Below are 13,917 nucleotides of genomic sequence, written 5' to 3'. Positions count from 1 at the left end.
CTGCGCTTCTAAACTTGTTTTAAGATCTCGAAATGAAATTTATTGACCAGTTACATAGAACAATTGTAATTCAAAAAACTCCAGAGCGTATTGTTTCATTAGTACCTTCGCAAACAGAGTTACTGGTTGATTTAGGTTTAGAATCTAGTTTGGTTGGTGTAACTAAATTTTGCGTTCATCCAAAGCATCTAAGAATATCTAAAAAAGTGATTGGTGGAACAAAGAAAATTAATGTCGAAAAAATAAAGGAACTTCAACCAGATATTATCCTCTGTAATAAGGAAGAAAATACTAAAGATATTATAGAGGCTTTAAAAGAGATTGCTCCAATTCATATTAGTGATGTATCTAATATTCACGATTGTTTTGAACTTATTAGAATGTATGGCGAGCTTTTTAAAATAGAAAAAGCAGCCTCTAGTATTGTTGCTAGTATTGAAGAAAAACGCATAAATTTTCAAAAAAAGGTTGAGACAATAAAAAAACAGAAAGTTGCTTATTTTATTTGGAAAGATCCTTGGATGGTAGTTGCTTCAGGCACTTTTATAGACAGTATGCTCAGGGAGGTAAGTTTTGAAAATAGCTTTGAAAGTGAAAACAGATATCCTGAAATTAATTTAACTGACGAAAGACTAAAAGATACAGATATAATTCTTCTGTCTAGTGAGCCTTTTCCTTTTAGTGAAAAACATGTGTTAGAATTGAAATCTAAGTTTCCTCGGAAAGTTATTAAAATTGTGGATGGTGAATTGTTTTCATGGTATGGAAGTAGATTACTAAAGTCTTATACGTATTTTAGTAAAATCATAGGTTATAAATGAAAAATATAAATGAATGATAATATAAGATTTGTACTATTTTTATTCTGTGTCTTTTTTTTAGTTTCTAGTTATGCTCAAAATGATTTAAATTCTGCTCAAAAGTCATATATAAAACGTATTAATAGTGCATTTAACTTAAAAGTTAAAACAGGACAGTCTTGGTCGAAGTCAAAAGTCAAATTTGAAGAAGGGATATTCATAGAAGATAATCAGTCTGTTAATTTTGATAAGGAGAATTCAATAAGATTTGGAATTGAAATGGAATTTATTTTTGCGTCTTCAAATAAGTGGAGTGCTTTTGTTGAGCCAACTTATGACTCATATAATTCCGTTCAAAAATTACCATCTGCAATTGATAACTCTAATCTCACATCTGTCAAAATAGATTATAGTTATATTGAAGTGCCAGTTGGTATTAGGCATCATATGTATTATGGAAGGTCTAAGCTGTTTTTAAATTTTGCTGTAGTTCTTGTAGCGGATTTAAATAATGAAATAGATTATGAAGAGCAATTTGAGTTCGAAAATGATCTAGAGATTAAATCGGATTTAAACCTAGTTTTAGGTTTCGGTTATAGCTTTAACGAGCGTTTTAGTTTAGAATATCGTATATCTACAACAAGAGATGTTTTGTCTAAATATGCCTCTTATCAAGGGCCTTTTAAAAATTCTTCTTTAATATTGGGATTTCGGTTATTTTAATTTATTTGATTATAAATTATTATAGAAAAAGTCGGCACTAACTAAATACCGACTTTAATCTAACTAACTTTTCTAATTTTTTGTAAAGATTTAATATAACTTATCTTCTGCATTACAAAAATGCAAACTTTATTTGTGTTAAATGTTATGCTAAGGTTAGCATATAATTAATTGAAGTTTAATACTACTATTAATTATCAATCTTGTAGAGCAAATACTTTCTTTAATAAATCTGTAGTCCTAGAAGAAACTTTAGTTCTAATTTCTTTTTCTTCTAAAGCTATCATCGTATAAACTCCTTTTAAAGCTTCATTAGTAACATAGTCTGTTAAGTCTGGGTTAACATTGTTGGTCAAAGGAATACTGTTGTATTTAGTAATAAGATTGGTCCAAATTTGATCCGCTCCAACTTTACTGAAAGAATTGTCAATAACAGGTTTAAATTTATTGTACAATTCTGTTTTTGTTTTACTAGTGAGATAAAATGTTGCGGCATTGTCGTCGCCTAGTAAAATATTTTTTGCGTCGTTAAAAGTAATATCTTTTACTGCGTTAATAAAAATTGGCGTGGCCTCTTTAACTGCATCCTCTGCTGCTCTATTTAGCACTTTTAGTCCATCATCTGCTAAACTACTTAATCCAATCTTACGAAGTGCATCATCTACTTTTCTTAACTCTTCAGGAAGTAAAATTTTAACTAACTCATTTTTAAAGAAACCATCTTTCTGTGTAAGTTTTGTAACTTGTTTATCAATTCCTAGGTCTAAAGCTTGTCTTAATCCAGACGCAATATCTGTATCGCTGAGTACTCCACCAGATTGTGGTAAGGAATCTACAACTTGCTGCAATTCTGCACAAGCAGTTAAATTTAAAATAATAAGTAGGGCAAAAATTCTCTTAATCATGATTTAAGGTTTTATATATTTAGCAAAGATAAATTATATAGATGAAAGAAAGTAAAATAGTATTTCTATTCTGTCTGTTTTTAGTGCTAAGTTGTACTACAAAAAGAGAAAAAACTGATGGTGGTTTAGACTTATCAAAAGAACAAGGTATTGATCAGTATATAACAATTTTGGGAATAGCTCAAGATGGTGGTTATCCTCAAATCAATTGTGATAAAGCGTGTTGCAAACTTTATTATAATAAAAAAGAATCAAAGAAATTAGTTTCTTGTCTTGGTTTAATTGATTTAAAAGAAAAGAAAAAATGGTTGTTCGATGCTACACCAGACATGAGCGAACAAACGCAAATATTAAAAGAAAATCATTTAGATAATGGAAGAGTAATTGATGGTGTTTTTTTAACACATGCTCATATAGGACATTATACAGGTTTAATGTATTTAGGGTTTGAGGCACTAGGAAGTAATAATATACCGGTTTATGCTATGCCAAGACTCAAAAACTACTTAGAAAATAATGGGCCTTGGAGTCAATTAGTAACTAAAAATAATATTGAATTAAAGTGCTTAGCTAAAGATTCATTAATAACTTTAAATTCTTCATTGCGTATTCTTCCTATTCAAGTGCCACATCGCGATGAATACTCTGAAACTGTTGGTTATAAAATTTTCGGAAAGCATAAGTCAGCATTGTTTATACCAGATATAGATAAGTGGGAAACTTGGAAATTAAATATTGTAGATGAAGTAAAAAAAGTTGATTATGCATTTTTAGATGCTTCTTTTTTTAGAGATGGGGAATTAGATCGCGATATGAGTAAAATTCCACACCCATTTACAACACAAACAACGACTTTATTTGAAAATGAATCCTTAGCAACTAAACATAAAATTCATTTTATACATTTTAATCATACTAATCCAACAATTAGAGATAATCATTATTTAAAGGATAGTATTCAAAATTTAGGGTTTAGATTTGCTAAAGAAGGTGACAATTTTCAGTTATAGGTTGCGTTAGACATGGAGTGATTCATTAAATTGACTATTTTAGCATGGTATTTGAATACACTTAAGTAAATTATATTTTTATATGAATTGTTTTAAAAATAAACATTTTACATTAGTTATAATTTGCCTCCTAACAGCATCTTATTCTTTTGGTCAAATTAAAGTTTCGGAGTTTCTCCAAGAATCTCAAATAGCTACGCTAGATAATAATAAACTGTATTTTGTTGATTTTTGGGCAACATGGTGCGTACCATGTATAGCTGCAAAAGAACATTTAGGCGTTTTACAAAAACAGTTCCCAAATGATTTTTATGTGGTATCACTTTCTTCTGAGAATCCCTTAAAAGTTGAACGGTTTTTAAAAGGTAAACCTAATAAATTAGCGGTTGCCATAGATTATAAAAAGGAAACATTTAGAAATTATGGAGTAAAGGTATTACCGGATGGAGTTCTTTTTAATGCAGATGGTAAAGTTTTGTGGCGAGGAGGAGCACCAAATTTAAAAGCTAATATGGTTTCTAAATTTTTAAGAATGCAAACTAAAACGTCTACTGTAGAATCATTTTTTAATGTTGTAGCTATAGACGAAATTGCTGTTAACGAATATAAGCCGACGCAAGACCTAGAAATAAAGGCTTTGTCTACAAAAAGTGAAGACTTAATAGTTGTTGATAATAAACACTATTTAAAATTAACAGGTACTTTAAAACCTATTATTGGTTATTTAGCAAAGATTTATAAAAACCAAATTGTATTGCCAGATGATTTAAATACCAATTATGAAATTTATTTTAAAAAGCCATTTAGTGCAAACGAAAATATGGCATTTAAACTCATTACTGAGATGAGGTTGGGCGTAGATAGAAAAATTAATGAGGGTGAGGGCATAAATTTTACAGTTGAAAATCCTAGATTTTGGGATACAAATCAAATTGATTGGGGAGAAAATAATGTGAGATATTTAATAGGCGATTCTGAGATAAAAGCGGACAATGTATCTTTAAAAGATATTGCATACCAACTAGCACATGTTTTAGATATACCTGTAATTGTACCAGATGATACTAACCTGTCTTTAACACCGCACGATTGGGATTTTCATTATAAATTTTTTCAACTTATGCAAAATGATTTAGAGGATAACTATGGTATAAAGGCGGAAAAGAAAACAATATCATATCCTGTTTATCATATACAAAAAAAAGCCCCTTAAAAAAGGAGCTTTTTTTACTAAGTCAAAGACTTAAATAATTTTAGTCTTAGTTACTAAGAACTCTAAATTCTGTACGTCTATTTTGTTGGTGTTGTGTTTCAGAACATTCAACTCCATTAGCACATCTGTTAGCTAAACGTGTTTCGCCATATCCTTTAGCAGACAATCTATTTCTAGAAATTCCTTTAGATACTAAATAGTTAACAACAGAATTAGCACGTTGCTGAGATAAAGATTGGTTAAAATCATCATTACCTCTAGAGTCTGTGTGAGACATAATTTCAATATCTACTGGCTTGTCATTTAAGATAGTTAATAATCTTTCGTCAATAACTCTTTTAGATGCAGTAGTTAATCTCGCACTTCCTGTTTCGTAATAAACTGGGATTGGTGTAGCATTTATAATATTACAATCAACTTCTTCCCAAGTAGTAATACCACCTTTTTTATCTAATACAGTACGTGTAACTGTTTGGTACTGTGCAGGAGTTGTATTTGTTGTAGTCGAAGCTGGTGTATCAACAACTCTTCTCTTAATCGTAGTATATTCAGCAGGAATTTCAATTTCGTCCATTCTTGCAGGAGTTTTAATAACACGTTTCTTATATGTAGCTGTTTGCTCAGGTACAGGTATAGAATTTGTGCTAGCATCTGAAGATAAAGTTGTAAAACCTACACTTCTTGATTGTGCTGGGTATTCAACGAAACATGCAGCAACACAGTCATCTTTGTTTACAGAAGGACAATCTTCTAATACTTTATATTCCCACCCTGTAGTTTTAGGGTAAACTTCAAAAGTTCTAGAGTCATTTCCAAAAGAAGCAGGGACAACTTTTAAGTCAGTGCGACTTGCTTGCTTTACATAAGATAATTCTTGAGTTTCATAAGTAGCAGGTACATACACAAATTTCTTTGTTGCTTCTTTCACTAATACGCGCTCTTCAACAGTTTTATATGTTGCAGGAACTACTTTTAAATTTGTGTAAGCAGGATACGTTTGAATTGTTTCTTCAACATCCTTAAATGTATCTTTAGTAATACACTTTACATAACATTTTCCTGGTTCAGGATTTGTTGGTAAGCCTTGTGCTTGAGAAAATCCAATCCCAGCGATAAAGCAGACTAATAATAATAGTTTTTGTTTCATAAGAATTAATAAATTAGTTAATGGTTATAGTTTGTTTTTAACATGAGAAAATTCCCCACGTATTCTATTAGACACAAATGTTTAGCAAGAGTCACTATTAGCATGAAGTTAGGATGATGAGCTAATAGTGTTTCGATCAAAAAATACCATCAAACTAATTGAATGACATTATTTTTGTTAAAAATATAAAAAATTAGTAAAAAATTAACACTTTTAATGATTATTTTCAATTCATTTTTTTTCAATAAAAGTTTAAACTAAATTTTTATGAGAATATTACTGTTTTATTATTATAAACCATCACTTTTCTTTTAGCATGAAGTTTAATGGCATTCGAAAGTACAATTTTCTCTAAATCACGTCCCTTAGATATTAAATCTTTGATGGTATACGTGTGTGATACATGTGCTACATCTTGTTCTATAATTGGTCCTGCATCAAGTTTTTCTGTTATGTAATGACTGGTAGCACCAATAATTTTTACACCTCTCTCGTACGCTGAGTGGTAAGGTTTGGCACCCACAAATGCGGGTAGAAACGAATGGTGAATATTTATTATTTTATCCACATATTTATCTATTAATAGATTAGAGACAATTTGCATATAACGTGCTAGTACAATAAAATCTACATGATGAGACTCTAATAATTCTAATTGTTGTTCCTCAGCTTTTCTCTTATTACCTTTAGTTACGGGTATATGATAGAAGGGAATTTTAAAGCGATCTGCAATAGGTTTTAAGTTATTGTGGTTGCTTATTATAAATGGAATTTCTAAAAATAATTCGCCAGAACTATATCTACTCAATATATCATATAAGCAATGATCGTACTTTGAAACAAATAAAGCCATCTTAAGCTTCTCTTCTGAGTCATATAAATGCCATTTAAGTTGAAACGTTTCTACTAAAGTCGACTTAAAAAGTGCCTTAAAATCTACAATATTAAAAGAAGGGGATTTAAATTCACTTTCAAGACGCATAAAAAATATATTCTGCTCTCTATCAACATGCTGATCTACATAAACAATATTACCTCCATTCGAGGCCATAAAGTTGGTGACTAAAGCAATAATGTTAGGTTGGTCTTTACAATTAATAAGCAGTGTGATCTTTTTCATAATACGTTTGAATTACCATAGCTAAAATCTACTAAAATTAAGTTGTAGCCTAACTTTATATAACTTTTAGATAATTGTTAATTATAGTGGTAATTTTTTGAATATTCCGTAAATTTGTTACTCAATTAAGCAATTTTTTTACGAATGGAACAAGCTGTACCTTACAAGCCGAAATATAAAGTTAGAATAGTAACTGCTGCATCACTTTTTGATGGTCATGATGCTGCTATCAATATTATGCGCAGGATTATTCAATCAACAGGAGTTGAGGTTATTCATTTAGGTCATGATAGAAGTGTGGAGGAAGTAGTGAATACCGCAATACAAGAAGATGCAAATGCAATTGCAATGACGTCTTATCAAGGCGGACATAATGAGTATTTTAAGTATATGTACGATCTGTTGAAAGAAAAAGGCGCAGCGCATATTAAAATCTTTGGAGGTGGAGGTGGAGTTATTCTTCCTGAAGAAATCAAAGACCTTATGGATTATGGAATTACCAGAATCTATTCGCCAGATGATGGAAGAGAAATGGGTTTACAAGGCATGATTAATGATTTAGTACAACGATCAGATTTTGCTATTGGTGATACACTTAATGGAGAAGTAAACATATTACACAAAAAGAATCCTAAAGCAATTGCAAGAGTCATCTCTGCTGCCGAAAATTTTCCTGAGGTTGCTAAAGACGCCTTAGAGCTAATCCATAATAAAAATAAAATATCAAATACTCCGGTCCTAGGAATTACAGGTACAGGAGGTGCTGGCAAATCATCTTTAGTAGACGAATTGGTAAGACGATTTTTAATAGATTTCCCTGAAAAGACCATAGGATTAGTTTCTGTAGATCCTTCAAAACGAAAAACTGGAGGTGCGTTGTTAGGTGACCGAATTAGAATGAATGCTATTAACTCGCCAAGAGTATATATGCGTAGTTTGGCAACACGTCAGTCGAATTTAGCACTTTCTAAGTATGTAAATGAAGCAATTGAAGTTTTAAAAGCAGCCGAATACGATTTAATTATACTTGAAACTTCCGGAATTGGTCAGTCCGATACAGAAATTATGGAGCACAGTGATGTGGCTCTATATGTAATGACACCAGAGTTTGGGGCTGCAACCCAGTTAGAAAAAATCGATATGCTCGATTTTGCTGATCTAGTAGCTATAAATAAATTTGATAAACGTGGCTCATTAGATGCATTACGCGATGTAAAGAAACAGTATATGCGTAATAATAATCTTTGGGATATTCCTCAGGACGAATTACCAGTATATGGTACAATTGCATCACAATTCAATGATCCAGGAATGAATACGCTTTACAAAGCGATTATGGATAAATTGGTTGAAAAGGCAGATTCTGATTTAAAATCGACTTTCGAAATTTCTAAAGAAATGAGTGAGAAGATTTTTGTGATTCCACCTAGCAGAACACGCTATTTGTCTGAAATAGCTGAAAGCAATCGTGCTTATGATAAAAAGGCAAATGAACAAGTTGAGGTTGCTCAGAAATTATATGGTATTTATAAAACGATATGTTCGGTTGCTGTCATTTCGAACGATAGTGAGAAATCTCATTTGAATAAGTTTGGTATTGACCAAGAAGAGATTCTTCGCTCTGCTCAGAATGACAAAGAGGATTTTCTAAAATTACTCATAGCAGAATTCGATCGTGTAAAATTAAACCTAGATCCCTATAATTGGGAAGTGATTACAGGTTGGGACGAAAAAGTAAACAAATACAAAAATCCTATCTATTCTTTTAAAGTAAGAGATAAAGAAATTAAGATAGAAACACATACTGAGTCACTTTCACATACGCAAATACCAAAAGTAGCTTTACCTAAGTATCAAGCTTGGGGAGATATTTTAAAATGGTGTTTACAAGAAAATGTACCAGGCGAATTTCCATATACCTCAGGATTATATCCATTTAAGAGAACAGGTGAAGATCCAGCACGTATGTTTGCAGGTGAAGGTGGGCCAGAACGAACTAACAAACGTTTTCATTATGTAAGTATGGGATTACCAGCAAAGCGACTATCAACAGCTTTTGATAGTGTAACACTTTATGGTAATGATCCTGATTTAAGACCAGATATTTATGGTAAAATAGGAAATGCAGGTGTTTCTATTTGTTGTTTAGATGATGCTAAGAAATTATATTCTGGTTTTGATTTAGCAAATGTTATGACATCGGTTAGTATGACCATTAATGGACCTGCACCAATGTTGCTAGGTTTCTTTATGAATGCTGCCATAGATCAACAATGTGAAATCTATATAAAAGAAAACGATCTTGAGAAAGAGGTCGAAGCAAAAATCAAGAAACTGTACAAAGGAAAAGAACGTCCAACATACAATGGTAATTTGCCAGAAGGTAATAACGGATTAGGGTTAATGCTACTTGGTGTTACCGGAGATCAAGTCTTGCCAGCTGATGTCTATTTAGATATTAAAACCAAAACGATTGCTCAAGTTAGAGGAACAGTACAAGCAGATATTTTAAAAGAAGATCAAGCACAAAATACCTGTATTTTCTCAACAGAATTCGCATTACGTTTAATGGGAGATGTACAAGAATATTTTATTGAAAATAACGTTCGTAATTTCTATTCGGTTTCGATATCTGGTTATCACATTGCAGAAGCAGGAGCCAATCCAATTACACAATTAGCATTAACCTTATCTAATGGGTTTACTTATGTAGAATACTATTTGAGTAGAGGTATGGATATTAATAAGTTTGGTCCAAACTTATCATTCTTCTTTTCAAACGGAATTGATCCAGAATATGCAGTTATTGGTCGTGTTGCTCGTAAGATTTGGGCAAAAGCCTTAAAGCATAAATATGGAGCTAATCCGAGAGCGCAGATGTTGAAATATCACATTCAAACATCTGGCCGTAGCTTACACGCTCAAGAAATTGATTTTAACGATATCAGAACATCTCTCCAAGCCTTATATGCGATTTACGATAACTGTAATTCATTGCATACCAATGCTTATGATGAAGCTATAACAACGCCTACAGAAGAGTCAGTAAGACGTGCCATGGCTATACAATTAATAATTAATAAAGAATTAGGTTTAGCTAAGAATGAAAATCCTATTCAAGGGTCTTTTATTATTGAAGAATTAACTGATTTAGTTGAAGAAGCTGTATTATTAGAATTTGATAGAATTACAGAAAGAGGTGGCGTTTTAGGTGCGATGGAAACCATGTATCAACGCTCTAAAATACAGGAAGAAAGTTTGTATTACGAAACTTTAAAGCATAATGGACAGTTTCCTATAATTGGCGTAAATACATTTTTAAGCAGTAAAGGTTCCCCAACTGTTATACCAAAAGAGGTAATTAGAGCAACTGAAGAAGAAAAACAATATCAAATAAAGATTTTAGAAAACCTTCACAGCGCCCATGATACTGCTGAATTATTGAGAGATTTACAGGAAAAAGCTATAAGTAACCAGAATATTTTTGAAGCACTAATGGAGGTTTGTAAAGTGTGTTCTTTAGGGCAGATAACATCAGCTTTATTCGAAGTAGGAGGACAATATCGCCGAAACATGTAAGCAGAGAACCACTTTTTTTTAGAAAAAGTGAGTGAATCCCTTATGCTGAGTTTAGATGAAGTATCTTATAAATAGCGATTGAATCGCTTATTTCGATTTTGATTTGGGATTTTTAAAGCATAAGTAAAGAAGCAAGTTGCGCTTTTAAAAATGTTGAGGATTACTTATACTAACTTATAGTTAATAGTCTTTTAAAATTAATATTTTCGCAATCTAGATTTAATTTTAAAGTCTTCAATGAAATATCTACATATCCTTTTTGTATTTGCAGGCTTTATTGTGTCAACTCACGCGCAACAAGATACTATTATAGAAAAACTAGATCCTGTACTCGTAAAGTCTTTTAGGATTGAAACTATAAAAGAGAAATTACCAGCATCGATTACAGTTAAGGATTTTACTTTAAGTCAAAATAGTAGACAACAGCTCAGTTTTAATGATTATTTAATTGATGTACCAGGTCTATTTGCTCTAAATGCAAGCAATTATTCTCAAGATCTACGTGTTTCTATTCGTGGTTTTGGAGCACGTTCATCTTTTGGAATTAGAGGTGTCAAAATTATGGTAGATGGTATACCAGAAACAACACCAGATGGACAAGGTCAAATAGATAATTTAAATCTTGGTGCTATTAAAACTATTGAAGTCATTAGAGGTCCATCGTCGGTGTTATATGGTAATGCTTCAGGCGGAGTGATCTCAATTAACACCTTAGATACAGTTAATGAGAACTATCTCAATTTTGGTATTACAAGCGGAAATTATGGCATGCAACAGTATCAATTTGCAACAGGATTACAAAATGAAAACACCAATTTGTTGTTACAAGCAAATCATCTAAAAACTAGCGGTTATAGAGATTTTTCTGGTTTTGAGAATACAAACTTTAATGCTAGAATTTTTCATGCGTTTTCTAACCGTTCTCAACTTAATCTAGTTCTAAACTATACTAATAGCCCTTTTGCACAAGATCCTGGTGGAATAGCTATAGATACAGTTAACGAAAACAGGAGACAGGCACGACAACGTAATGTCGATTTTGGTACAGAAGAAAGTATTAAACAATTTAAAATCGGCGCAAATTATAATTATAAATTTAGCACGTTGGCAAAATTTAATACTTATGCATTTTTTGCGACCCGTGATTTTTACGGAAAATTACCTTTCGAGTTTGGTGGTGTCATAGATTTAGATCGAAACTATTTTGGTCATGGTAGCAACATTGATTTCAGTACAAAAAAAGAACGTTACACTAACAAAATACAAGTGGGTTATGAGGTTGCATTTCAAAACGATTTTAGACAGCGGTTTAGGAATCTCGAAAGTATACAAGGTGAAAAAACTTTAGACCAAAATGAAATTTTTAATACTTTTGGTTTTTATATTTTAGACCAATTTGAAATTAATAAATTTTTATTGAGTAGCGGATTGCGCTATGACTCTAATCTATTAAAAGCAGAAGATAATTTTATAGAAAATGGTGACGATTCAGGACGTATTAATTTAAGTGCTTTTAATATCTCTCTAGGTGCAAATTATAATGTACTAGATAACCATTATTTGTTTGGAAATATATCTACAAGTTTTGAAACACCAGTCCTAAACGAGTTGTCGTCTAATCCATTTTCAAATGGCGGATTCAATGAAGGTTTGGAAGCCCAAAAAGCCACAAATTATGAAATTGGATATAAATTGAATAATAAAAAAACTCAGGCCGAGTTGGTGTTTTTCTACATTAAAACAAAGAATGATATTGTACCTTTAGAGTTAGAAGACGGAAGTAATTTTTTTAGAAATGCAGGCAGAAGTAATAGAAAAGGTGCAGAGTTATCTATAACTAATAAGTTCAATGAGCATATTAAGGTGAATACAAGTTACACGTATTCAGATTTTAGGTATAAAGATTACGTGACTAGCGATGGTGTATTTGATGGAAATACTTTACCTGCGATACCAAAACATCGTGCCTCTTTAAACTCAATATACACTTCTAAGAAAGGTTTATTTGTACAATTACAGGGCAGTTACGTAGGCGCTTTGTATGTAAATGATAGTAATTCGGTAAAAGATCAGGCCTATACAATTTTAAATTTAAGACTAAAACAAACGATAAAATTAAAGACCTTAACTTTAGTACCATTTTTGGGAGTTAATAATGTATTAGACGAAACCTACAATGATAATATTAGAATTAATGCTTTTGGTGGTCGTTATTTTGAGCCTGCTGCAAGAGCAAATATTTATGGTGGCTTACGTTTGTTGTTATAAGTAAGAGTAAGATTTTACAGGGAAATCTTAATAATTAGTATAATTATTTTTATGTCATTTAAAAAGTTACATCCTTTATTAAAAGAATCCTTAGGACATTTAGGTTTCGAAAACTCAAATGGGTTTCAAAAGAAGCTACTCCCAACATTAAAAGGGGGTGCAAATGCTTATGTCATTGCACCAAGAGGAAGTGGAAAAACAACTGCACTTATTATAGCTACAATACATAAATTAAAGGCTGCTGCTTTCGAAGATTCTCCAAGGGCAATTATTGTTGTAAAAGACAAAACTGATGCGATAGCATTAAAAGAAGAATTTGAAAAATTTATTAAGAATACAGATTTGCGAATTTATACGTTATATGATGAATATGATATAGAAAAGCAAAAAACTGAGATTTATCCCGGACAAGATATTGTTATAGCCACTCCGGCACGATTAAGTAAGCTCTATTTTTTAAATGGTATACATCTAGGTGAAGTACAATTATTTGCTATAGAAGATGCAGATTATTTAGGGAGAAATAATGCTTATAATCATGTCCTAAGATTATCAGAAAGTATTAGTAAATGTCAGTTTGTAATTATTGCGGAAGACATTAATTCCAAAATAAAAAATTACGAGAATTCATTTATGAGCAACGCCCATTTTGTAAAGGAATAGAAATGTGTTAAAATTATAAAGTCATCATCCAGCTGCGTTGCAGTTTTCTAAACTTTCTTAATTCATAACGGAGCATAGGGAGATAATCCCTGCCGTTACTGTTTGAGTGCTCTAAACGCTTACAGTTTTTATATAACCGATCGGTTAATAATTCTAAACTTTCGAGATGCTTATGCTTTTTATCCGAAAAACGTTCGCGCTCTGCGTTTAAAATCTCAGGAGCTAAACTTGTTGATTGTTGCACTATATCGCCTGTAAAGTAAATGGATGTATCTTCTGACCCATCAGCGTTTAAATAGGACAAATCATAATTTAAATAAGTTGAGATATCCCTCGAGATTATAATAATCTCCATAGCCTTTTTATAGATAGGCAAATCAGATAAATGTGATGGTAAATTATAATTCATTTTTTATAGCAATCACACGAATTTACGGAGTTAGTTGGATATTTAAATTTAAATATTAAAGTAAAAAGCTATATTTGCTT

Annotated in this window: 11 protein-coding genes; 7 read left to right on the top strand and 4 right to left on the bottom strand. The window is 31.5% G+C overall.

The features are described from left to right. The first annotated feature begins 32 nt into the window (after positions 1-32). Together ACFWU4_RS12495 and ACFWU4_RS12490 are read left to right on the top strand one after the other, a co-directional pair. Entirely contained in the window at positions 33-821 is a 789-nt protein-coding gene (locus ACFWU4_RS12495) for an ABC transporter substrate-binding protein (protein ID WP_411128370.1), read from the top strand. A 9-nt stretch (positions 822-830) separates the two neighbouring features. Beyond that, entirely contained in the window at positions 831-1,523 is a 693-nt protein-coding gene (locus ACFWU4_RS12490; protein WP_411128368.1) for an outer membrane beta-barrel protein, read from the top strand. Between the two features lie 197 nt (positions 1,524-1,720). Here the strand turns inward: ACFWU4_RS12490 and ACFWU4_RS12485 are convergent, their stop codons facing one another. Beyond that, positions 1,721-2,428: a DUF4197 domain-containing protein gene (locus tag ACFWU4_RS12485; RefSeq protein ID WP_411128366.1), complete on the bottom strand. Its 708-nt coding sequence runs from the start codon at positions 2,426-2,428 to the stop codon at positions 1,721-1,723. A 41-nt stretch (positions 2,429-2,469) separates the two neighbouring features. On the opposite strand from ACFWU4_RS12485, the gene ACFWU4_RS12480 reads away from it, so the two are divergent. After that, positions 2,470-3,438 carry an MBL fold metallo-hydrolase gene (locus ACFWU4_RS12480; protein ID WP_411128364.1) on the top strand — a complete coding sequence of 323 codons (969 nt, stop codon included), beginning with the start codon at positions 2,470-2,472 and terminating at the stop codon, positions 3,436-3,438. Positions 3,439-3,520: 82 nt separating this feature from the next. Next, positions 3,521-4,651: a TlpA family protein disulfide reductase gene (locus ACFWU4_RS12475; protein WP_411128362.1), complete on the top strand. Its 1,131-nt coding sequence runs from the start codon at positions 3,521-3,523 to the stop codon at positions 4,649-4,651. Positions 4,652-4,697: 46 nt separating this feature from the next. On the opposite strand, the gene ACFWU4_RS12470 is transcribed toward ACFWU4_RS12475, so the two are convergent. Next, positions 4,698-5,798, bottom strand: coding sequence for an OmpA family protein (locus tag ACFWU4_RS12470; protein WP_411128360.1), 1,101 nt, complete (start codon positions 5,796-5,798; stop codon positions 4,698-4,700). 265 nt (positions 5,799-6,063) lie between these two features. After that, complete coding sequence (gene purU / locus ACFWU4_RS12465; RefSeq protein ID WP_411128358.1) at positions 6,064-6,918, bottom strand: formyltetrahydrofolate deformylase; 855 nt, start codon at positions 6,916-6,918, stop codon at positions 6,064-6,066. A gap of 144 nt (positions 6,919-7,062) precedes the next feature. On the opposite strand from purU, the gene ACFWU4_RS12460 reads away from it, so the two are divergent. From ACFWU4_RS12460 to ACFWU4_RS12450, 3 genes are all read left to right on the top strand, one after another. Next, a complete protein-coding gene (locus tag ACFWU4_RS12460) occupies positions 7,063-10,497 on the top strand; it encodes a methylmalonyl-CoA mutase family protein (protein WP_411128356.1) in 3,435 nt (1,144 codons plus the stop codon). 237 nt (positions 10,498-10,734) lie between these two features. After that, positions 10,735-12,765 carry a TonB-dependent receptor family protein gene (locus ACFWU4_RS12455; protein ID WP_411128354.1) on the top strand — a complete coding sequence of 677 codons (2,031 nt, stop codon included), beginning with the start codon at positions 10,735-10,737 and terminating at the stop codon, positions 12,763-12,765. A 51-nt stretch (positions 12,766-12,816) separates the two neighbouring features. Beyond that, on the top strand, positions 12,817-13,428 hold the full coding sequence (locus ACFWU4_RS12450) for a DEAD/DEAH box helicase (RefSeq protein WP_411128352.1): 612 nt from the start codon (positions 12,817-12,819) through the stop codon (positions 13,426-13,428). A gap of 13 nt (positions 13,429-13,441) precedes the next feature. Here the strand turns inward: ACFWU4_RS12450 and ACFWU4_RS12445 are convergent, their stop codons facing one another. Beyond that, positions 13,442-13,837, bottom strand: coding sequence for a hypothetical protein (locus tag ACFWU4_RS12445; protein ID WP_411128350.1), 396 nt, complete (start codon positions 13,835-13,837; stop codon positions 13,442-13,444). Between the last annotated feature and the right edge of the window lie 80 nt (positions 13,838-13,917).

Source organism: Winogradskyella sp. PE311 (assembly GCF_046545555.1).
GTDB lineage: Bacteria > Bacteroidota > Bacteroidia > Flavobacteriales > Flavobacteriaceae > Winogradskyella.
The sequence above is the reverse complement of the archived record's forward strand: the minus strand, read 5'-3'. Positions and strand labels throughout refer to the sequence as shown.

What these genes read in the sequence shown, in the direction of transcription:
- ACFWU4_RS12495 (WP_411128370.1), top strand. Translation starts at nt 33, where the DNA reads ATGAAATTTATTGACCAGTTACATAGAACAATTGTAATTCAAAAAACT.
- ACFWU4_RS12490 (WP_411128368.1), top strand. Translation starts at nt 831, where the DNA reads ATGAATGATAATATAAGATTTGTACTATTTTTATTCTGTGTCTTTTTT.
- ACFWU4_RS12485 (WP_411128366.1), bottom strand. Translation starts at nt 2,428, where the DNA reads ATGATTAAGAGAATTTTTGCCCTACTTATTATTTTAAATTTAACTGCT.
- ACFWU4_RS12480 (WP_411128364.1), top strand. Translation starts at nt 2,470, where the DNA reads ATGAAAGAAAGTAAAATAGTATTTCTATTCTGTCTGTTTTTAGTGCTA.
- ACFWU4_RS12475 (WP_411128362.1), top strand. Translation starts at nt 3,521, where the DNA reads ATGAATTGTTTTAAAAATAAACATTTTACATTAGTTATAATTTGCCTC.
- ACFWU4_RS12470 (WP_411128360.1), bottom strand. Translation starts at nt 5,798, where the DNA reads ATGAAACAAAAACTATTATTATTAGTCTGCTTTATCGCTGGGATTGGA.
- purU (WP_411128358.1), bottom strand. Translation starts at nt 6,918, where the DNA reads ATGAAAAAGATCACACTGCTTATTAATTGTAAAGACCAACCTAACATT.
- ACFWU4_RS12460 (WP_411128356.1), top strand. Translation starts at nt 7,063, where the DNA reads ATGGAACAAGCTGTACCTTACAAGCCGAAATATAAAGTTAGAATAGTA.
- ACFWU4_RS12455 (WP_411128354.1), top strand. Translation starts at nt 10,735, where the DNA reads ATGAAATATCTACATATCCTTTTTGTATTTGCAGGCTTTATTGTGTCA.
- ACFWU4_RS12450 (WP_411128352.1), top strand. Translation starts at nt 12,817, where the DNA reads ATGTCATTTAAAAAGTTACATCCTTTATTAAAAGAATCCTTAGGACAT.
- ACFWU4_RS12445 (WP_411128350.1), bottom strand. Translation starts at nt 13,837, where the DNA reads ATGAATTATAATTTACCATCACATTTATCTGATTTGCCTATCTATAAA.